Origin of the sequence: Vibrio sp. J502, from assembly GCF_025397955.1 — a bacterium.
Taxonomy (GTDB): Bacteria; Pseudomonadota; Gammaproteobacteria; order Enterobacterales; family Vibrionaceae; genus Vibrio; species Vibrio anguillarum.
This window is the reverse complement of record NZ_CP104554.1, coordinates 1,459,812-1,479,675: the sequence shown is the minus strand read 5'-3', so window position 1 is coordinate 1,479,675 and position 19,864 is coordinate 1,459,812. Positions and strand designations below refer to the sequence as shown.

General features: G+C 43.2%; 18 protein-coding genes and 1 riboswitch. Of the genes, 7 read left to right on the top strand and 11 right to left on the bottom strand.

Going from position 1 to position 19,864, the window contains the following annotated elements; all coding sequences use genetic code 11:
- Window positions 1-2 precede the first annotated feature (2 nt).
- Window positions 3-224 carry a cold shock domain-containing protein CspD gene (cspD, locus tag N5E84_RS06905; protein WP_013857087.1) on the bottom strand — a complete coding sequence of 74 codons (222 nt, stop codon included), beginning with the start codon at window positions 222-224 and terminating at the stop codon, window positions 3-5.
- A gap of 473 nt (window positions 225-697) precedes the next feature.
- On the opposite strand from cspD, the gene clpS reads away from it, so the two are divergent.
- Entirely contained in the window at window positions 698-1,018 is a 321-nt protein-coding gene (clpS, locus tag N5E84_RS06900; RefSeq protein ID WP_010319243.1) for an ATP-dependent Clp protease adapter ClpS, read from the top strand.
- Window positions 1,019-1,060: 42 nt separating this feature from the next.
- Entirely contained in the window at window positions 1,061-3,331 is a 2,271-nt protein-coding gene (clpA, locus tag N5E84_RS06895) for an ATP-dependent Clp protease ATP-binding subunit ClpA (RefSeq protein WP_013857086.1), read from the top strand.
- A gap of 142 nt (window positions 3,332-3,473) precedes the next feature.
- Here clpA and infA read toward each other — a convergent pair whose 3' ends face one another.
- The 3 genes from infA to aat all read right to left on the bottom strand — a co-directional run bounded on the left by infA (window position 3,474) and on the right by aat (window position 5,191).
- Window positions 3,474-3,692, bottom strand: coding sequence for a translation initiation factor IF-1 (gene infA, locus N5E84_RS06890; protein ID WP_006075347.1), 219 nt, complete (start codon window positions 3,690-3,692; stop codon window positions 3,474-3,476).
- A gap of 81 nt (window positions 3,693-3,773) precedes the next feature.
- On the bottom strand, window positions 3,774-4,472 hold the full coding sequence (locus N5E84_RS06885; RefSeq protein ID WP_013857085.1) for an arginyltransferase: 699 nt from the start codon (window positions 4,470-4,472) through the stop codon (window positions 3,774-3,776).
- Between the two features lie 2 nt (window positions 4,473-4,474).
- Complete coding sequence (gene aat, locus N5E84_RS06880; RefSeq protein WP_019281962.1) at window positions 4,475-5,191, bottom strand: leucyl/phenylalanyl-tRNA--protein transferase; 717 nt, start codon at window positions 5,189-5,191, stop codon at window positions 4,475-4,477.
- A gap of 205 nt (window positions 5,192-5,396) precedes the next feature.
- Here aat and aroA point away from each other — a divergent pair, with 205 nt between their 5' ends.
- Window positions 5,397-6,677 (top strand): 3-phosphoshikimate 1-carboxyvinyltransferase, encoded by a 1,281-nt coding sequence (aroA, locus tag N5E84_RS06875; protein WP_029388164.1) that lies wholly within the window; start codon window positions 5,397-5,399, stop codon window positions 6,675-6,677.
- A 60-nt stretch (window positions 6,678-6,737) separates the two neighbouring features.
- Here the strand turns inward: aroA and N5E84_RS06870 are convergent, their stop codons facing one another.
- Window positions 6,738-6,989 (bottom strand): YciN family protein, encoded by a 252-nt coding sequence (locus tag N5E84_RS06870; protein WP_013857082.1) that lies wholly within the window; start codon window positions 6,987-6,989, stop codon window positions 6,738-6,740.
- A gap of 530 nt (window positions 6,990-7,519) precedes the next feature.
- Between N5E84_RS06870 and topA the strand changes: the two genes are divergently transcribed.
- Window positions 7,520-10,150 (top strand): type I DNA topoisomerase, encoded by a 2,631-nt coding sequence (gene topA / locus N5E84_RS06865; protein WP_019281959.1) that lies wholly within the window; start codon window positions 7,520-7,522, stop codon window positions 10,148-10,150.
- A 61-nt stretch (window positions 10,151-10,211) separates the two neighbouring features.
- On the opposite strand, the gene N5E84_RS06860 is transcribed toward topA, so the two are convergent.
- Window positions 10,212-11,381 (bottom strand): ISL3-like element ISVa10 family transposase, encoded by a 1,170-nt coding sequence (locus N5E84_RS06860; protein ID WP_076611988.1) that lies wholly within the window; start codon window positions 11,379-11,381, stop codon window positions 10,212-10,214.
- Between the two features lie 783 nt (window positions 11,382-12,164).
- Here N5E84_RS06860 and glgC point away from each other — a divergent pair.
- The 3 genes from glgC (at window position 12,165) to N5E84_RS06845 (ending at window position 15,772) form a co-directional block, all read left to right on the top strand.
- On the top strand, window positions 12,165-13,382 hold the full coding sequence (gene glgC, locus N5E84_RS06855; RefSeq protein WP_013857078.1) for a glucose-1-phosphate adenylyltransferase: 1,218 nt from the start codon (window positions 12,165-12,167) through the stop codon (window positions 13,380-13,382).
- 1 nt (window position 13,383) lies between these two features.
- Entirely contained in the window at window positions 13,384-14,838 is a 1,455-nt protein-coding gene (gene glgA / locus N5E84_RS06850; RefSeq protein ID WP_019282197.1) for a glycogen synthase GlgA, read from the top strand.
- A 133-nt stretch (window positions 14,839-14,971) separates the two neighbouring features.
- Window positions 14,972-15,772: an alpha/beta fold hydrolase gene (locus N5E84_RS06845; protein WP_019282196.1), complete on the top strand. Its 801-nt coding sequence runs from the start codon at window positions 14,972-14,974 to the stop codon at window positions 15,770-15,772.
- Window positions 15,773-15,779: 7 nt separating this feature from the next.
- On the opposite strand, the gene N5E84_RS06840 is transcribed toward N5E84_RS06845, so the two are convergent.
- The 5 genes from N5E84_RS06840 to torD form a co-directional block, all read right to left on the bottom strand.
- Complete coding sequence (locus tag N5E84_RS06840) at window positions 15,780-16,079, bottom strand: putative signal transducing protein (RefSeq protein ID WP_232513683.1); 300 nt, start codon at window positions 16,077-16,079, stop codon at window positions 15,780-15,782.
- Between the two features lie 8 nt (window positions 16,080-16,087).
- Window positions 16,088-16,768: a TVP38/TMEM64 family protein gene (locus tag N5E84_RS06835; RefSeq protein ID WP_029388226.1), complete on the bottom strand. Its 681-nt coding sequence runs from the start codon at window positions 16,766-16,768 to the stop codon at window positions 16,088-16,090.
- Between the two features lie 148 nt (window positions 16,769-16,916).
- The gene (locus tag N5E84_RS06830) at window positions 16,917-17,504 is read right to left on the bottom strand and encodes a TfoX/Sxy family DNA transformation protein (RefSeq protein WP_013857073.1); all 588 of its coding nucleotides are present in this window, start codon (window positions 17,502-17,504) and stop codon (window positions 16,917-16,919) included.
- Between the two features lie 114 nt (window positions 17,505-17,618).
- Window positions 17,619-17,704: riboswitch (cyclic di-GMP riboswitch) on the bottom strand.
- A gap of 161 nt (window positions 17,705-17,865) precedes the next feature.
- Window positions 17,866-18,873: an HTH-type transcriptional repressor PurR gene (purR, locus tag N5E84_RS06825; protein ID WP_010319453.1), complete on the bottom strand. Its 1,008-nt coding sequence runs from the start codon at window positions 18,871-18,873 to the stop codon at window positions 17,866-17,868.
- A 269-nt stretch (window positions 18,874-19,142) separates the two neighbouring features.
- A complete protein-coding gene (torD, locus tag N5E84_RS06820) occupies window positions 19,143-19,790 on the bottom strand; it encodes a molecular chaperone TorD (RefSeq protein ID WP_069212048.1) in 648 nt (215 codons plus the stop codon).
- Window positions 19,791-19,864: the final 74 nt, after the last annotated feature.

Here is a 19,864-nt window from a genome sequence, read left to right as displayed (position 1 = left end):
GATTATTTTGCAAGTTGACCTTCGATTGGAACAACAGCGCTAGCGTGATAACCTTTCGGCCCCTGTTCAATCTCGTAGGAAACTTGTTGGCCCGCTTTGAGTGTGCGGTAGCCTTCCATTTGAATGGTTGAATAGTGAGCAAAAATATCGGTATCCTCACCTTCTGGACAAATAAACCCAAATCCTTTGGCGTTGTTAAACCATTTTACTGTACCTGTAGCCATGCTTTACATCCCTCATTGCATTTTAGTTACTGATGTTGTTATCGAGAAACTTATCCTAAAAACGTTACCCGAATGTGAATATCAATTCAGCCGCTGCCAAATTTTTAGTCACTAATTGACCAATGTAGTCAATGATTCGGCGCAGTCAATAGGCAAAAGGTATGATACTCGACATATTTGCAAATAAATCACTTTTCAGGTTTACATTGTTGTAACGATTAAATAGGGCGTTAAGAATGAAATAGTTAAAGAAAGCAGTTGCTTTTGTTTTCTTTTTAATCAACTACGCCGTTGATAGTTCGGAATAGCAATGTTTTATTTGCAGCGATACAATTGCTGCATTAGTCTCTAAGTAAGGGTTGTTTTTCAACTGTGTCGGTAGCACTAATAACATTAATAGATTCCAACGACACAATGGTTACTGAGAGGCACACGGTTCCACTAGGTAGAGAAGCACTCTAAATACGGTCATCATGAGTAAACATTTTGAATGGGTGACTCCAGACTCAGATCTTCTGGAGAAAGAGAAGACAGCAATTAAACCACCAGCGATGTACAACGTAGTTCTTAATAACGATGACTACACGCCGATGGAGTTTGTGATTGAAATCCTTGAGCGATTCTTCTCGATGGATATCGACAAAGCAACACAGATAATGCTCAAGGTGCATTATGAAGGGAAAGCAATTTGTGGCACGTTCAGTGCTGAGATTGCAGAGACCAAAGTAGCTCAAGTTACTTTGTACTCAAGGGAAAATGAGCATCCACTGCTTTGTACTATGGAGCAAGCGTAGTCGCTTGCTGGAGCAACAAAGTGGTTCCTTAAGGAGGTACTTATGCTTAATAAAGAACTAGAGTCGAGTCTAAACGGCGCGTTCGCTCGAGCGCGAGACAAAAGACATGAATTCATGACCGTCGAGCACCTCCTACTTGCGTTATTAGAAAATGATGCAGCCAGAGAGGCCTTATTAGCCTGCCAAGCGGATTTGGATGCCTTACGCCAAGAGCTTGATATTTTTATTGATCAAACCACACCTCTTATTCCTGAAAGTGACGAAACACGTGAAACGCAACCTACATTGAGTTTTCAACGTGTGCTGCAACGTGCTGTATTTCATGTGCAATCCTCTGGCCGCAATGAAGTCACAGGGGCGAATGTACTGGTTGCAATCTTTAGTGAGCAGGAGTCACACGCGGCTTACCTACTGAAAAAAAATGACATCAGTCGCTTAGATATCGTCAACTACATTTCGCACGGCATCACTAAAGCTTCCAGCGCAAGTGATAATTCAGCCTCTTCCGACTCTTTTAGCAGCGAATCAGCTGATGAAGTCAGTTCTGATGAACGTTTGGAAAGCTTTGCCAGCAACCTCAACCAATTGGCAAAGCAAGGGTTGATTGATCCGCTAATTGGGCGTGATAAAGAGCTAGAACGAACCATTCAAGTGTTGTGTCGTCGCCGTAAAAATAATCCGCTGTTAGTGGGAGAAGCTGGAGTCGGTAAAACGGCGATTGCAGAAGGGCTGGCGTGGCGTATTGTGGAAGGCCAAGTGCCTGAAATCATTCAAAATAGCGTTATTTACTCACTGGATATTGGCTCATTGCTCGCTGGAACTAAGTATCGTGGCGATTTTGAAAAGCGTTTTAAAACCATTTTGAAACAGCTTGAAAAAGAGCAGGACGCGATTCTATTTATTGATGAAATTCATACCATCATCGGTGCGGGTGCCGCTTCTGGTGGTCAGGTGGATGCGGCTAACTTAATCAAACCTCTGCTTAGCAGCGGTAAATTGCGCTGCATCGGCTCAACGACTTATCAAGAGTACAACAACATCTTTGAAAAAGAGCGCGCGCTGGCTCGTCGTTTTCAAAAAATCGATGTAGTCGAGCCATCGTTGGATGACACCACTAAAATACTTATGGGTCTGAAAACAAAATACGAGGCGCACCATGATGTACGTTATACCAATAAAGCGTTACGTGCGGCCGTAGAGCTTTCAGCAAAATATATCAATGAACGTCATTTGCCAGATAAAGCGATTGATGTGATTGATGAAGCGGGAGCACGTTCAAGGTTGGCACCTGCAAGTCGCCGCAAGAAAACCGTTGGAGTGGCCGATATTGAAGCGATGGTTGCTAAAATGGCGCGTATTCCAGAAAAATCGGTCTCTTCTTCCGATAAAGACATTTTGCAACACCTTGATAGAAAAATGAAAATGTTGGTATTTGGACAAGATGACGCTATCGATGTATTGAGTGAGGCGATCAAACTCTCACGTGCAGGCTTAGGTGCTGACAATAAACCGGTGGGCTCATTCTTGTTTGCAGGGCCAACAGGCGTGGGTAAAACAGAAGTGACAGTGCAGTTATCGAAGCTACTCGGCATTGAGCTGCTGCGTTTTGATATGTCTGAGTATGGTGAACGTCACTCGGTGAGTCGTTTAATTGGTGCTCCTCCTGGTTATGTTGGGTATGACCAAGGTGGCTTGCTAACTGATGCTGTGATTAAACATCCACATTCAGTGGTGCTACTTGATGAGATTGAGAAAGCGCACCCTGATATTTTTAACTTGTTACTTCAAGTCATGGATAACGGCACTTTAACGGATAACAATGGACGAAAAGCGGATTTCCGTAACATCATTTTGGTGATGACAACCAACGCAGGTGTTGCAGAGACAGTGAAAAAATCGATTGGTCTTATCCAACAAGACAATAGTTTTGATGCGATGTCAGAGATTAAGAAAGTATTCACACCCGAATTTCGTAACCGTTTAGATAACATCATCTGGTTTAATCGTTTGGATGAGCGTGTAATCCATCAAGTGGTTGATAAGTTTATTGTTGAACTACAAGCTCAACTCGATGCGAGAGGTGTATCGTTAGAGGTTTCTGAGGATGCTCGTCATTGGCTTGCTGTGAAAGGCTACGATATTGAGATGGGCGCTCGTCCGATGGGCCGTGTGATTCAGGATAAGCTGAAAAAGCCATTAGCGAATGAGTTGTTGTTTGGCTCGTTGGTCGATGGTGGCACAGTGAAAGTGGATTTAGATGGCGAAGAGCTTAAGTTTAAGTACATTGGTTCTCGTGAAGAAGCGGTTCACTAATCGGTAATCCCGATGCTTATCACCTAATAACAAAAGCACGCTGAGGCGTGCTTTCTTCTATGCATTGCATTTAATCCAGTTCTATAAGTAACAAAAAACGGAGCATTTAGCTCCGTTTTTTGTTGCGTTCGAAAATCAGAGATTAACGAGCACGGAAGACGATGCGGCCTTTAGTTAGGTCGTATGGAGTCATCTCTACAGTTACTTTGTCACCAGTAAGAATACGAATGTAGTTCTTACGCATTTTACCAGAGATGTGAGCTGTTACTACGTGGCCGTTTTCTAGCTCAACACGGAACATTGTGTTTGGAAGAGTATCAAGGACAGTGCCTTGCATCTCAATTACGTCTTCTTTAGCCATTTAATCCTCTTTAGAAACTTGGCGATTTTTAACGGACGCATTCTGCCGCTAAAAGATAAATATGTAAAGTTGGGGCGTATTCTACCCTTGCCAACGTTGATTTACTAGCTTTTGATGGCGCTCAAAGCGTACTTTGTAGTTCATTGCTGGGCATTCATCAATTTGATAACCCAAATATAACCATTGTTTCTGTGTGGCTTGGCAATATTGCAGTTGAAATAAAACGCCAAGTGTTCCGAGTGACAGATCTGACTCTGGATCATAAAAGGTATAAAAGGCGCTGGCACTGTTTTGTAAAATATCCGTCACCGCAATCGCGACCAGTTGTCCATTTTGATAAATATGCAGGTATTGAGTATCTAGCCAACGACAAGCGGAAAAGGTTTCAAACTCCTGCTCGTTGGGAGGGTACATGCTGCCCTCTTTATGTCGCGCTTCAATATAGCGGGCATAGAGTGCAAACCAACCCGAATCCATGGTCGGTTTCAACTGCCACTGAAAAGCGTGTGCCTTTTTGAGTAACCGCTTTTGGCTGGTTGATAGCTTGACTTGGTCAACAAAAACACGCAATGCTTGGCAGGAGTTGCAATTGTCACAGTGAGGTTTGTAAATGGTATCCCCACTGCGTCGAAAACCATTTGCGAGTAGAATTTCATAATTCTCAGGCGATTGCATGGCGGAGTCTAAAGTCACAGCGACACGTTCTTGCCTATCTTTTAAATAGCTACAAGGGTGGTTATTGGTTAAACCGATGCGTATTTGCTGTAAATCTGAGCTCATGGTTATCCTTCATTAGGCAAGGTGATCCACTGGGGTGTAAAGCAGCGCTCATCGACAGAGCTATCTCTAAAAGATAGCAAGGATTTGAGAAAATCGTCGCGCTCTAATTCGAAAGCTCCCAATGATGCCAGATGCGGATTCATCACCTGACAATCAATCAACTGTCCACCGTGTGATTGAAAATGCTGGCAAAAATACCAAAGCGCAATTTTTGATGCATTGGCTTTGATACTAAACATCGACTCACCGCAAAACATTTGGCCCATTTGTATGCCATAGAGCCCGCCGATCAATTTATCTTCCTGCCACACCTCAACCGAATGACAACGGCCAGAAGCCGCAAGGGCGAGGTAGGCGCTGCGCATCTCTTCATTTAGCCAAGTTTGATCTGCGGGTCTTACGTTGGCGCAACTTGTAATTACCTCTTTAGTTACATGGTTAAGGCTTATTTTATATTGATGTTTTCGCTGGAATTTTTTAACGCTTTTAGCTGGAGAAAAAGTTTGTGGGTTAAACACAGCTCGTGGAGCGGGGCTCCACCAAAGAATAGGCTCTTGTGGCCCATACCAAGGAAAAATTCCGTGTCGATAAGCATTATAAATACGTTCTGGTTGTAAATCTCCACCAAACGCGAGCAGTCCATTTGGCTCTTCTAGCGCCTCATCAGCGGAAGGAAAAGAGAAATCATCAAGCGCAAGCTGAGGAAGGTAAATAGTCATGTTCGATCCGATCTGGGTTAACCATCAAGATAAGGCCACGGAATGAGGATAGTAGGGATTTTTCAATAGTTTGCCAATCATTACTATCAGGCCATATTTGTACTGGAGTTCGCTTTTATTTTTAGATAGGCTGCAAGTACGAAGAATTTTCATTTTCCTAGAGCAAACAGGAGCTCTTTGGAAGATGCAAGGAAACACAACTCGAATGGAAAGCCTCACGTTACAACCAATAAAAAAAATTAATGGGCAAGTCAATTTACCCGGTTCCAAAAGTGTCTCAAACCGAGCGCTACTGCTTGCCGCTCTGGCAAGTGGTACGACTAAGCTAACGAACTTGTTAGACAGTGACGACATTCGCCACATGCTCAACGCACTAGCAAAACTTGGTGTGGAGTATCGTTTGTCAGACGACAAAACGGTCTGTGAGATAAAAGGTTTGGGTCGGCCTTTTAGCATCGAGCAATCCGTTGAGCTGTTTTTAGGTAATGCAGGGACGGCAATGCGTCCACTTGCGGCAGCATTAGTCCTTGGACAGGGTGAGTTCATTTTGACTGGTGAGCCGAGGATGAAAGAACGTCCAATCGGTCATCTCGTTACAGCGTTACGTGAAGCGGGCGCTGATATTGAGTACCTTGAAAACGAAGACTTCCCGCCGTTAAAAATTACGGCAACCGGCCTTAAAGCTGGAACCGTGGCGATTGACGGTTCAATCTCGAGTCAATTTTTGACCGCCTTTTTAATGGCTGCGCCACTGTCTGATGGTGAAATGACGATAAACATCGTTGGTGACTTGGTCTCAAAGCCCTACATTGATATCACGTTACACATCATGGCGCAGTTTGGTGTAAAAGTGATCAACCATAACTACACTCAATTTGTGATCCCAGCTGGGCAATCGTATGTTTCTCCTGGGCAGTTTTTGGTGGAAGGGGATGCATCCTCTGCTTCTTACTTCCTCGCGGCGGCGGCTATCAAAGGTGGCGAAGTAAAAGTTACTGGTATTGGTAAAAACAGTATCCAAGGAGATATTCAATTTGCCGATGCGCTAGAAAAAATGGGCGCAGTCATCGAATGGGGGAATGATTATGTCATCGCTCGTCGTGGAGAGCTTAATGCGGTTGATCTCGATTTTAATCACATTCCTGATGCGGCTATGACCATTGCGACGACCGCATTATTTGCCAAAGGCACCACAGCCATTCGCAACGTATATAATTGGCGTGTTAAAGAAACTGATCGTTTAGCCGCAATGGCGGCGGAGCTGCGTAAAGTGGGTGCAGAGGTTGAGGAAGGGGATGATTACATTATCATCACACCACCAACGTCATTACAGCATGCGGCAATCGACACTTATGACGATCATCGAATGGCGATGTGTTTTTCGCTGGTTGCACTGAGCGATACCGCAGTGACGATTAATGATCCTAAATGTACTTCGAAAACGTTTCCTGATTATTTTGAACAGCTTGCGCAACTAAGCCACTAGGCATTGAGCGTTTAAACCCAATAATGAAAAGCCTCGAATGAGGCTTTTTTTCATCAAGAATTACGATTGAACGAGAGTAAATTGCTTTGATAAATGCAAGGCAAGGTACTTGAACATGTTAAATACCGCAGTGGTATTAGGTGTTGGCAGCCCCTTGTCGTCTAAAAAGTAGTTGCCTTTAAAAACTAATACATCCTCTTTTTCTTCAACGCTATCGGCGCGCATGCCAACGATATAAGCGTCATGTTCTTGAATGATTTGGTTTGCAATAAGTAACAAATCAAATTCAGTAATAGATTGTTTTTCGCTCATCTTTTACGGTCCTATGAGTAGATGTGCGAGGATAGTGCCGTAAAAGGGTAGGTAATTTCAATGATTTCAAATAGAATTCGGCGCAAAATTCGATGGAGTGGATTCTCAAGCTTTGACCAAAGAGAGAAGTCACGTCTAAGCTTAGTCAAGAAAGCCGATTTTTTATGCAATGAGAATGTGTGACTTACGGCATATTTCATTGGATTTATTTCGCGAACTGATAATACTCACTTTAGTATGAGCGCCAAAGCACGTTTAGTAGAGTGCTGCAGCAATGAAAGTCAAGCTCACAAGCGCCAACAAGCGCCACAGGACTCGATTTTAAACTTTTCAATTTAGGTTGGAAGGCTGGCGGAGAATAGGCCACTGAGCTCTGGTTGCATTTTGACCAATTATTGAGTGGTTGAATTTTATTTTTAAAAAACATGTTGATCTTCTTGTTAACTGGCTCGATAGTAAAAAAAGAAGCAATAATTTAGAACGTCATGCGATTTACTTTCGCGTAATGATTAAGGGCATTTGAGTCAATTATGGGTAAATCACTCGTTATAGTGGAATCGCCAGCCAAGGCTAAAACGATCAATAAATATCTTGGTAAAGATTTTATTGTTAAGTCGAGCGTAGGGCATGTTCGTGATCTTCCAACCGCAGGTCAAAGTACCGCTAAAAAAGCAACGCCTAGTTCTTCTTCAAAGAACCTTAGCGCTGAAGAGAAAGCACGCTTGAAAAGCGAGAAAGACCGCAGTTCGTTAATTAAGAAGATGGGCATCGACCCTTATCACGGCTGGGAAGCGAATTACCAAATTTTGCCGGGTAAAGAAAAAGTAGTGGCGGAATTGCAAAAGCTTGCCAAAGATGCCGACTGCATTTATCTCGCAACCGATTTGGACCGCGAAGGAGAGGCCATCGCTTGGCACCTTCGTGAGATCATCGGTGGCGATGAACAGCGATACAAACGAGTTGTATTTAACGAAATTACAAAAAATGCAATCCAACAAGCCTTCCAAACACCGGGTGAATTGAATATCGACGGTGTAAACGCCCAACAAGCACGTCGTTTCATGGACCGTGTGGTGGGTTTTATGGTCTCTCCATTACTTTGGAAAAAAGTGGCGCGTGGCTTGTCTGCGGGTCGCGTCCAATCGGTGGCGGTGAAATTACTTGTTGAGCGTGAGCGTGAAATTAACGCGTTTGTCCCTGAAGAGTTCTGGGATATCCATGCTGATACGAAAACGCAAGATAAAACGGATTTCCGTCTGTTGGTCGCGCAAAAAAATGATGTAGCGTTTAAGCCTGTCAACGAAGCGGAAGCTAAATCAGCGGTTTCGATTTTAGAAAAAGCTTCTTACGAAGTGTGTAAACGTGAAGATCGTCCAACCAGCAGTAAACCTTCCGCTCCTTTTATCACCTCGACGTTACAGCAAGCAGCCAGTACTCGCTTGGGTTACGGAGTGAAGAAAACGATGATGCTAGCTCAGCGCTTGTATGAGGCGGGTTACATCACTTATATGCGTACCGATTCAACCAACTTAAGTGCTGAAGCGGTCGAAGTGGTTCGCAGCTATATTGGGAGTGAGTTTGGACAAGCCTACTTACCTGAGAATCCGTTAGTTTATGGAAGTAAGCAGGGCGCTCAAGAAGCGCACGAAGCGATTCGTCCATCCAGTGTGGATGTTAAAGCCGATGATTTACAAGGTATGGAAGCGGATGCTCATAAGCTATACGCGCTAATCTGGAATCAGTTTGTTGCTTGCCAAATGACGCCAGCTCAATACGATTCGACCACTGTGAGCGTGAAAGCGGCAGAATTTACCCTTAAGGCGAAAGGTCGCATCCTTAAATTTGATGGTTGGACACGAGTTCAACGTCCAATGGGTAAGAATGAAGACCAAATTTTACCACCAGTGAAAGTGGGCGAAACGTTGTTATTGCAAACGTTAGATCCAAAACAACATTTCACTAAGCCACCGGCACGTTATACGGAAGCTGCGCTGGTAAAAGAGCTTGAAAAGCGTGGTATAGGCCGACCATCGACGTATGCTTCTATCATCTCTACCATTCAAGATCGCGGCTATGTGAAAGTGGATCAGCGACGTTTTTATGCTGAGAAAATGGGTGAAATCGTCACCGATCGTCTGGATGACAGTTTCAATGACTTGATGAACTATGACTTCACCGCGCGAATGGAAGAAAAGCTGGACCAAATTGCAGCAGGATCTGCAAATTGGAAAGGAGTCTTGGACGATTTCTTTAAAGATTTCACTGCAGATTTAGAAACGGCTGAACTGGATGAAGAACAAGGTGGTATGAAACCCAACCACATCGTGATGACCGACATTCAATGTCCGACATGTTCACGTCCAATGGGAATTCGTACAGCCTCTACAGGGGTGTTCCTCGGTTGTTCTGGTTATGCACTGCCGCCTAAAGAGCGTTGTAAAACCACCATTAACCTAGGTGACGAAGAAGGCGTCATCAATGTCTTGGAAGAAGATGTTGAAACAGCTGCACTGCGCGCTAAAAAACGTTGTCCTATCTGTGAAACGGCGATGGATGCGTACCTAATCGATGACACACGTAAAATGCATGTGTGCGGGAACAATCCGAACTGCGAAGGTTACGTTGTAGAATTCGGTGAGTTTAAAGTTAAAGGCTATGATGGCCCAGTTGTCGAGTGTGACAAGTGTGGGTCAAACATGGTGCTGAAAAATGGTCGTTTTGGTAAGTACATGGATTGCACCAGCGATGACTGTAAAAATACGCGTAAGATCTTAAGAAGCGGCGAAGTTGCTCCACCAAAAGAAGATCCTATCCATTTCCCAGAATTGCCTTGTGAAAACTCGGATGCGTATTTTGTACTGCGTGATGGCGCTTCAGGTCTGTTTCTTGCGGCGAGCAATTTCCCGAAATCTCGTGAGACACGTGCGCCATTGGTTGAAGAATTGGCTCGTTTCAAAGAGCGCCTAGCACCAAAGTATCAATACTTAGCTGATGCGCCTGCACATGATCCTGATGGTGTGGCGGCGGTTGTACGCTTTAGTCGTAAGTCAAAAGAACACTATGTACGCACTGAGATAGAGGGTAAACCCTCAGGTTGGACGGCGTTGTACGATAATGGGCGGTGGGAAATTACCGATAAGCGTAAAAACGCTAAAAAATAGCCTTTAATGTGATCAATGCGAAAAGGTAGCCTTCGGGCTACCTTTTTTGGCTCTTCTCCGCTTAGGTGAGCTTGATATTTGGGTAAAAAGTTGAGTGTGTATCGGGAACCGATGTTTGTCTGATCTTCAATTTGAAATAGTCTGTATCTCTCACCCCTCTTGCCCTTCGTCTGAGTAAGCCAATCGAGACATTACCTGCTTCTACCCGAGCGTTAGTCAGTTTGTATTTTCCGTAGTTACAAATACCCACTTTTCTTTCCAATAAAGCATCGGCAAAATTAATTAAGGAAAGTATTCTGGTCGATTTGGCAAGACGACACCAAGCTTCTAGAGCTGCCACCATTGTTTCGTAATCGGGTTCATCCCATATGGCTTGTAGCTGCTCTTTGAGCATGTAAACAACGCACAAAGTCTTGTTGCTCTCAAGTAAGTCATCAAGTCTGTCAGACTGTCTATCATCCAATTTGTGAGCGTTTTTCAGTAGGAGGAAGAGCGTTCCTTTCAACATTTTTTTTTCGTCGTGAGAGCCATTTCTAAAAGCTTTTGCTCTCTCTTTTTTGATTAAGATGCAGTAGTTCTGCATGACATGAAATCGGTCAAAAACAATATCAGCATTGGGAAGCATTTTCCTGACCGCCGACTGGTAAGACTGGCCCATATCCATTGATACTGCTTTGATTCCTGATTTGGTTTCTTCTGATAGTTGCTCAAAGAAGGAGATCAGAACTTCTGCTTTTCGGCCATGTTCAACCCAAATTAAATGCCCAGAGACGAGGTCATAAACAACCGTCATATAATCGTGTCTCTTGGCTCTGGCAACTTCATCGACGCCAATATGAACCAAGTTATTCAGTTTCTCGGGGTCTAATGCTGGTAAGCTTGAACGCAAGTATTCCCTATCGATATTTTTTACTGTTTCCCAACGGATTCCTAAATGTTGAGAGACGGCATGTATGCTCATATGGCGACATAACCCACTGATGAACTTGCAAAAGCGAGCGGTATAACGACCACCTTTAGCCACATATTCAGTCTCTTCGATCAACCGTCGTCCTTCTTTGTCTCTAGTTTTAGCCAGCTCAACCTCAATCGTACAAGGTCGCCCACTCACAGGTAAATCTTGAAGACGTCTTTTAACGTAGTGATCGACGGTGCAGGAAGTCCCTGATATTGGCTCTTTGACTTTATACCTACGATCTCGACGACAGCGAACGAGTACGCCTTGGGACATTTCTTCTATTGAACAAGATTCAACACACTGGCCTTTAAAGCTAAATAACGAGGAAGACAAAGACGACAAAATAGACTACTGACTTATTTTTAAAATAAGCATTATAAATCATGTGATTATGATGAATGAGCCTGTGCATACAGACTCATGAAAGCGGAGAAGAGCCCCTTTTTTTTGGCTGGAGTTTGAGCAAGTTCAACTATTCATACAATTCATAGTGAATCTATCGCCAATATTTTGACATTTGTCGAGTAAGACCGTAATGATGAACTATCCGTGAGCGGGCGGGGTGTCGGATGTTCAGAGTCTTGTACACAGGAGATAGCCTTATTGCACCAGCATGTTGTGAATTGTTCAGTCGGTTCAACAACTAAAATGGAGCTATTTGGTGTAATTAATATTTATGTCTTTAACCTAGTAAACATAGCGTCATAAATTCGTTGTATTTTTAATAAAAAGAGAGTGTATATAAAATTAAGAATGCATCAATAAAGTGAATAAAAATGATTAGTTAATACATTGTTATGTTTATATGTTACACCGAGCTGTAAATGTGAGCTAGGTTAGGAGTTAGCAAACTAAAGGGTTCAGACAAGTCAGAACAGCGTATTTAAAATTGTATTATTTCTTTAATTCGATAACGTATAAACAACCGATTGCATTTAGGGTGGTGAGGGAGTTTCATACAGCCCACTGCAAGTGGTCAATAAGGATAGCATCCATACATCCCCTGTAAATTAAGGTATGGAATGCAAATATAAGAATGAAATAAGGAGAATTAAAATGGCTGGTGTTTTAGGAATGATCCTTGCTGGTGGCGAAGGCTCGCGCTTGATGCCTTTAACGGAATCTCGTAGTAAACCTGCAGTGCCATTTGGTGGCAGTTATCGTTTAATCGATTTTGCTTTGAATAATTTTGTAAACGCGGATTTGATGCGTATCTACGTGCTTACACAATTTAAATCACAATCGTTGTATTTACATATGAAGAAAGGCTGGAACCTTTCGGGCATCACTGATCGGTTTATCGATTCAATCCCCGCACAGATGCGTGATGGCAAGCGCTGGTACGAAGGTACTGCGGATGCTATCTACCAGAATATTCGTTTTATTGAACTCTCTACCCCCGACCAAGTATGTATTTTTGGCTCTGATCATATCTATAAAATGGATATCCGCCAGATGCTCGATTTCCATAAACGTGTAGACGCAAAACTGACCGTTTCTGCGCTGAGAATGCCGCTGAAAGAAGCGTCTCAGTTTGGTGTGATTGAAGTTGATGAAGCCGGAAAAATGGTCGGTTTTGAAGAAAAACCTTGCAACCCTAAAGCGATCCCTGGGCACCCAGACCTTGCACTTGTTTCTATGGGTAACTACATATTCGATACAGATAAACTCTGTGCAGAACTGCGTCGTGATGCTGAAGATAATCACTCCAGCCATGATTTTGGCAAAGATATTATTCCTAAACTTTTCCCAGAAGGGGAGGTTTATGTCTATGATTTTTCAACCAATAAAATCAAAGGCGAAAAAGACACAACTTACTGGCGTGATGTTGGTACGATTGAGGCCTACTGGGCAGCGCACATGGATCTATTAGAGCATGATGCCGATTTCTCGTTGTATAACCGTAGCTGGCCTCTCCACACTTATTATCCACCGTTGCCACCTGCAACCTTTGTTGATTCACACGATCGTAAAGTACAGATCACCGACAGCTTGATCTCCGGCGGAAGCTACATTCAAGGTGCGAAAATTTATAAATCGGTACTAGGCTACCGCAGTAACATCGGAGCCAACACTTTAGTGAGTGAATCCGTGATCCTCGGTGATGTTAAAATTGGTGAAGGATGTACAATTAAGCGTACGATTATTGATAAAAATGTCGAAATAGCACCAGGTACTATCATTGGTGAAGATTTAGAACTCGATAGACAACGTTTCCATGTTTCTGATGAGGGCATCGTTGTTATCGCAAAAGGAACAAAAGTTGGATTCTAGAATGGAAAAAATCGATGTTTGGTTTACCGTTTCAGAAGCTCAAGGTTTGATCAAAAGTGGTGGTTTGGCCGATGTGGCCAAAGCACTGCCTAAAGCACTGCAAGAGTTAGGTCATCAGGTAGCTATTGTGCTACCTGCTTATCGTTCTATATTGGGCATTTCAGATGCTCCTGTTGTGCTAGAAACTGAGCTTACCCATTGGCCTCATACTTCATATCTGGTCCGCCAGATGGAGCTAGATGGAGTGGCCGTGTACTTAATTGAATGTGAACAATATTTTGGCCGAGCACAAATGTATGGCGAGAATAACCAAGCGTATGCTGATAATGGTGAGCGTTTTGGTTTCTTTTCAGCAGCTAGCCTAGATGTTTTACCTAAGCTCGGTAAAAAACCACAGATTATCCATGCAAATGATTGGCATACAGGGTTGGTTCCATTTTTGTTGAAAACGCGTTACCAGCATGACGCTTATTTTTCTGATATTAAAAGCGTATTGACCGTTCACAACGCGATTTTTAAAGGTATTTTTTCTTATCATCAATTAGAGATCATCCCAGAATTGAACTTATCTGGCATGGAATTTTTACGCTACGGACACGATCACGTCAGTATGCTAAGAGCAGGGATTGCCTTTGCTGACAAAATCAATGCCGTTAGCCCTAATTATGCTTCCGAGCTGCTAACACCGCTTGGCTCTCATGGGTTAGTAGATGATTTTGTTCACCGAGCTAGAGATTTGCACGGCATCGTTAATGGGTGTGATTATAGCGAGTGGGATCCACAAAACGATGAATTTCTTCCTCTTGGCTACTGTGATGAAGCTGAATCACTTCAAGCGGGCAAACGGGCGAGTAAGCGTATGTTGCAAGAGGAGCTGCAATTACCTCAGCGTGACTTGCCTTTGTTTGGGATGGTTTGTCGACTCACCCACCAAAAAGGTTTCCACTACATTTTACCTATACTAGAGTCGTTCTTACGCAATGATGCTCAGCTCATTATTGTTGGCACAGGAGAGCCTGAAGTTGCTGTTCAGCTACATAAAATGGCGGCGAAGCATGCTGATAAATTTGCGTTTGTTGAAGCTTATAGCAATCGTTTTGCACATTTGGTTGAAGCCGGTTCTGATTTCTTCTTAATGCCTTCAGAATTTGAAGCTTGCGGTTTGAATCAGATCTACAGCATGGCTTATGGCACGCTGCCCATCGTTCGTGAAGTTGGTGGTTTAAAAGACACCGTGCGTGATTATGATAAGTTTCCTGAAGAAGCGACCGGCTTTGGTTTTCATGATCCTTCTCCAGAAGCACTGCTTATTGCAATGCAGCGAGCGATGCTGTTTTATCTTCAACATCCCGAAACTATGTTGGAGGTTCAGCAGAGGGCGATGCGACAAAATTTTAGCTGGCAGGATTCAGCGAAAGAGTACATCAAGATGTATCATCTCGCGTTTCATGACTGATGTTTTTATAACAAGTAAGGCGCTTTGGCGCCTTACTTGTTTAGCCGAACGAGCCCGCATGATTTTTTGCTATTCAGCCCCCGTTTTGTGGTAGTCTTGCGTTTCTCAAATTGAAGCTGATTAACGGTTTTGTATGTCTCATAGCCTACTTTTCCATAAGACCTACCTGCATCCCACCAGTGATGAATGGGTTGTTTTTGTGCATGGTGCAGGTGGAAGTTCATCCATCTGGTTTAAGCAAATCAAAGCGTACCGTGAGCATTTCAACCTGTTATTAGTTGATTTACGAGGTCATGGCAAGTCAAACCAACTGTTTAAAGAGTTGATGGCAAATCGTTACACGTTTAAATCCGTCACTCTTGATATTCTCAAAGTGCTCGATCATTTGAAAATTCAGTCTGCCCATTTTGTTGGAATGTCACTCGGCACCATTATTGTGCGTAATCTTGCTGAAATAGCGACTGGGCGAGTTTGCTCTATGGTTTTGGGCGGAGCGATAACCCGTTTGAATGTGCGCTCTCAAGTGCTCGTAAAGTTGGGTAATTTGAGTAAACACATCATTCCTTACATGTGGCTTTATCGTCTGTTTGCTTACATTGTGATGCCACAACGCAACCAAAAAGAGTCACGGCATCTTTTTATTCGAGAAGCGAAGAAGCTGTGCCAAAAAGAGTTTAAACGCTGGTTTATGCTGACTTCCGAAGTCAATCCTCTGATGAAATGTTTCAAAGAGAAAGAGCTGCCAATTCCCACTCTTTATCTTATGGGAGAGAGAGACTATATGTTCATTCAACCCGTTAAAGACATGGTGGCAATGCATAGACAAAGTGTGTTATTAGAAATCCCAGATTGCGGCCACGTGTGTAATGTTGAACAATCTGAGATGTTTAACCACCACTCAATTGAGTTCATCCGCCAGCATCAGACTCGTTAGTCTGAATCTAAACAACCGCAGTACCAGCAGGCTGCGGCCCATTTTCCTCGTTGCACTGTCCACAAACCCAGTTAGGTTCTTCGTTTATCTCTTCTATCTGATAGGCCAATAATTGTGCTTGAGCCTCGGCGATTTGAGCTTCATCCAACAGCCATATATAGGGCAAGGTTTCTTCTGAAAAAGGGAGCTCTCCACCTAAGCCGTATAAGTTATCGCCTCTCACTTCACAGCGAATATTGAATTGCTGTAAATACTGACAAACTATATATGCCTCTATCGGGTGGTTTGAAACACAAATTTTCATCATTATTCACTTCAGGCGGATGTTGGGTTTTTGTTCAATCTGGCCATAATCCACTTGGTGAGAATAGGAAAAAGACCTAATAGAGCAAATGAAAGCAAAACCGAAGGAGATACAATACCGGATAAGCTTTCAATTTCAGCTAGTTGAGTACCAGCATTCAGATAAACGGCAGTGCCGGGCAGCATACCGAGTTGGCTAATCAGGTAAAAGCGAGCGGTTGATATGGGTGTTAGGCCCATCAATAAATTAATCAAGAAAAAAGGGAAAACCGGAATTAAGCGCAGTGAGAATAGATAAAATGCCCCATCTTTTGCAACGCCTTGATTAATCGTTTGCAGCTTTTGACCAAATTTTGTTTGAATCCATTCACGCAGTAAGAAACGGCTACTCAAAAAGGCGATAGTTGCGCCTATGGTGCTGGCAAAGGAGACAAGCAGTAAGCTAGTCCAAAAACCAAACAGCGCAGCACCCAGTAACGTGACGACCGCCGCTCCTGGGATAGAGAAAGCGGTGAGCACAATATAGAGTGAAAAATAGATCAAAGCAGCGCCGATCTCGTTTTGGCTAATGTATTCGTTTAATAGCATTTGCTGTGCTTTGGCATTATCTAACGTTAGATAGTGGCCAAAATTTACAATCAAAAAGACAATAAAGGCAAATAAAGCCAAGCCTAAGAGAAGTTTTTTATTCATGGTATTCCTCAAAACGACATATTTTACTAGATATAGTGAAGAAGACAGAGGAAGTCGAATTTATATTTCAAAACGGGATGAAAAAAACGCCCGCATGGTGATACGAGCGTATTTGATTATTTAATCGAGATATTTATTTACTCGGAGGTTAAAGGCTTTTAGCTAATTCATCGCGTCGAGATTGTGGGATAACCGACCAATGCTTGCCTTCAATCGCACCTTCAAGGGCCCATAGCAATTCAAGACTGATTGAAGAAGAATGGGTTTGCTGAATCGCTTTATAGGCTTCCAAAGCCCCCTTTGTATGCAAATCCGTTACAGATTCTATCCCTGCTTTCTTAAGCATACGTTCGGTGGCGAGTCGAAGGTTCGGGAGATCTTTTAGGCGTTCTGGCTTCGTTTGGGCTTGAACTTCTCGTTCTTGTTTGGCGATTTCGAGTGCGACAGCAGCATCTCGTAAAATAAGCGAAGGGTTTTCCCAACAATTGTCAGGTAATGCGAAGTATTTTGTGACGACAGGGAACCCACGTTTTTTATAGATATAGGGCTCATAGCCTTGCTCTTTAAAGCGAGAGGTTGATAGATCGTCTGCGCGAATATGAAGTTTATCGTTTACGACCAAAGCAAACATGGTGTCATCGACAAAAATGCCGAAGCCGCCAAACATTGAACGAGACTTAACGCGTCCAAGTTGTTCGAAGAGTCGCATTGAATCTTTAAGTACTGGTTTATCCATGCTGTAAATTCTCGGTGTATGGGAAAAACGCCACCAAAATCAGGTCCGAGAGATTAGCAAACTTATGCAGAAAGAGTGTCAGTAAGGGGTAAACTTAACGTTTGCATATTTGCCATCGGCAACCCCGCTACCTACCGAATAGTCGGTTTAGGCCGGAGGCTTTGCGTCCCATCTTTTCAAATGGTTTGCCCTGTGCGTGACTTCTAATAGTAAGAATATATAAATTTTTGGATGAGCATCACGTTTATTTATTATTTGCGTGATGCTCATTCCAAATTTACTATTATTTAATACGGCGTTCTGTCTCGAATATAGGAAAATCCCTAAAATTGACATTTGTCGCTTGCTTTAAATAATGACACTATTTCGTTATGTTTTTTACTGTGTTGCGTTCAACAATCTCGGGATGCATCTCAAACACACGACGTTCATGCTCTTTGTCTTTAATGCGTTCCAATAGGATTTCAAAGGCGTTTTTCCCTACTCGTCGTTTTGGCTGGTGAACCGTGGTTAACGGTGGCGAGAAATATTCAGCAAGTTCAATATTGTCATAACCAATAACAGACATGTCATCAGGAATACGGATGCCTTTTTGTTGCAAGCGACTCATTAAACCGAGAGCCATTGTATCGTTAAAGCAAAAAACAGCCGTTGGGCGCTTGTCCATGGCGGCGATCTTGTCGGCGGCGAGAACCGCCGTATCACATTCGAAATTACCTTCTAAAATCCAATCGTCATGCGCTTTAAGGCCTGCTTCGGCAAGCGCACGCTTAAACCCTTGAATTCGCTCTTGGCACGCCGCTTTTTCGAAGTGTCCACTTAAGCAAGCAATGTCAGTATGTCCATGATCAATAAGGTATTTGGTCGCGAGATATCCGCCTTCCTCTGAGTTATCAATAATTTTATCGGCTTGAGAACTTTCAGGGCCCCAGTCCATGATAACTTTCGGAATGTCTGAATGACGATCAAGCATCTCAAGCAGTTCTTGGGTGAGGTCCGAGCACATGACCAACATACCATCGACACGTTTTTCCGCTAGCATGCGGATGTAGTCGCGTTGCTTCTCGTAAATACCGCCGGTATTGCACAAAATAAGTGTGTAGCCTTGGCGGTAGCAGTAGCTTTCAACACCATCGATAACCTCAGAAAAAAATAAGTTTGTCGATTGGGTCACTAACATACCAATGGTACGGGTGGTGTTGCATTTTAAGCTGCGAGCGACTGCACTTGGTGCATAGTTAAGCTCTGATACCGCTTCCATCACTCGTTCTTGGGTTGCTTCAGCCACAAAGCGAGTTTTATTGATTACATGCGATACCGTGGTGGTTGATACGCCCGCTAAGCGTGCAACGTCTTTAATCGTAGCCATAAATTCTCTGTCCTGTCGATAACTGCTGAAAGTGATAGTCACGAAGAGCAATTCAGCGGTATTAGGCCTACCAGTGTCATATTGAAGCCTGAAAGTAGTAAAAACACAAAAACCGCCTCTAATCAGCGGTTGCATCTTAAATTCATTTTTTATCGTTTGCGGTCAAGATTCTAGTCCGCAAATGTCCATCAAGCAACGAAAAATCCACCGAATAAATCAGTCAACAGTCACAATTGACCGATTTAGTAATTGGTATTAACCAGGTTATCTCACTGGTTTGATAAATAGTCGCGGTCTAAGTGAAGAAACGCGACCAACAATTCGCTTGCGGCACCGTAAAAACCAAATTGATCAATCTGTTGGCAGCGAAGATGGAATTGTGGGATCCAAGAGAGCAAATGTTGTTCAATAAAATCACACTGCTGTGTAAAGGCTTGTTCAAGGTGTGTCTCTTGTTCAAGCTCATTGGAGCGAATGATCAAGTTACCTAAGAAATCCAGTTCAATCGCAATGTGGTCGGCGGGTTCGTTGAGTGTATCGTTGACTGCAATGTGATGGGCTGCCATCAAATCCGACATTGCTCTGGCTGGTTCGTCATTGAGCAACCTTGATTTTCCAATGTAAATTGAGGCATAGGGTAGCGCGGACTCCTTATTGGATTTTAAAAAAAGATCACAGAAATCGGCTGCGAGCTCAAGCTGTGCGTCTTCTTTGTCTTGCAATCGGTTCAGTGCATCAACTAATTTATCAATGGCAGGTTTAAGTGTCGCGTTTTCTGCTAATCCTGAAAGAAATGTGCGAATAGCGGGCGTATAGTATTGCTCTAATTCATGCTCCGAAAGTTCTTTCACAAATAAGCTCGAAAGCCACCAATAAATCTCGGCACGCTGTTCATTAAAAGCTTTGATGTCTTGCATGGTATTGGCTCTCCAAGGGGGTGGTTTTGCGAAAATCGTTTTTAAAAAGTAATTGATCTAAGTGTAACTAATAA

Coding starts and splice junctions, on each gene's coding strand:
- clpS (WP_010319243.1), top strand. CDS start 698: ATGAGTAAACATTTTGAATGGGTGACTCCAGACTCAGATCTTCTGGAG.
- aroA (WP_029388164.1), top strand. CDS start 5,397: ATGGAAAGCCTCACGTTACAACCAATAAAAAAAATTAATGGGCAAGTC.
- glgC (WP_013857078.1), top strand. CDS start 12,165: ATGGCTGGTGTTTTAGGAATGATCCTTGCTGGTGGCGAAGGCTCGCGC.
- clpA (WP_013857086.1), top strand. CDS start 1,061: ATGCTTAATAAAGAACTAGAGTCGAGTCTAAACGGCGCGTTCGCTCGA.
- N5E84_RS06840 (WP_232513683.1), bottom strand. CDS start 16,079: ATGATGAAAATTTGTGTTTCAAACCACCCGATAGAGGCATATATAGTT.
- N5E84_RS06845 (WP_019282196.1), top strand. CDS start 14,972: ATGTCTCATAGCCTACTTTTCCATAAGACCTACCTGCATCCCACCAGT.
- N5E84_RS06835 (WP_029388226.1), bottom strand. CDS start 16,768: ATGAATAAAAAACTTCTCTTAGGCTTGGCTTTATTTGCCTTTATTGTC.
- N5E84_RS06860 (WP_076611988.1), bottom strand. CDS start 11,381: ATGTCCCAAGGCGTACTCGTTCGCTGTCGTCGAGATCGTAGGTATAAA.
- N5E84_RS06830 (WP_013857073.1), bottom strand. CDS start 17,504: ATGGATAAACCAGTACTTAAAGATTCAATGCGACTCTTCGAACAACTT.
- glgA (WP_019282197.1), top strand. CDS start 13,384: ATGGAAAAAATCGATGTTTGGTTTACCGTTTCAGAAGCTCAAGGTTTG.
- infA (WP_006075347.1), bottom strand. CDS start 3,692: ATGGCTAAAGAAGACGTAATTGAGATGCAAGGCACTGTCCTTGATACT.
- purR (WP_010319453.1), bottom strand. CDS start 18,873: ATGGCTACGATTAAAGACGTTGCACGCTTAGCGGGCGTATCAACCACC.
- N5E84_RS06870 (WP_013857082.1), bottom strand. CDS start 6,989: ATGAGCGAAAAACAATCTATTACTGAATTTGATTTGTTACTTATTGCA.
- cspD (WP_013857087.1), bottom strand. CDS start 224: ATGGCTACAGGTACAGTAAAATGGTTTAACAACGCCAAAGGATTTGGG.
- N5E84_RS06885 (WP_013857085.1), bottom strand. CDS start 4,472: ATGAGCTCAGATTTACAGCAAATACGCATCGGTTTAACCAATAACCAC.
- aat (WP_019281962.1), bottom strand. CDS start 5,191: ATGACTATTTACCTTCCTCAGCTTGCGCTTGATGATTTCTCTTTTCCT.
- topA (WP_019281959.1), top strand. CDS start 7,520: ATGGGTAAATCACTCGTTATAGTGGAATCGCCAGCCAAGGCTAAAACG.
- torD (WP_069212048.1), bottom strand. CDS start 19,790: ATGCAAGACATCAAAGCTTTTAATGAACAGCGTGCCGAGATTTATTGG.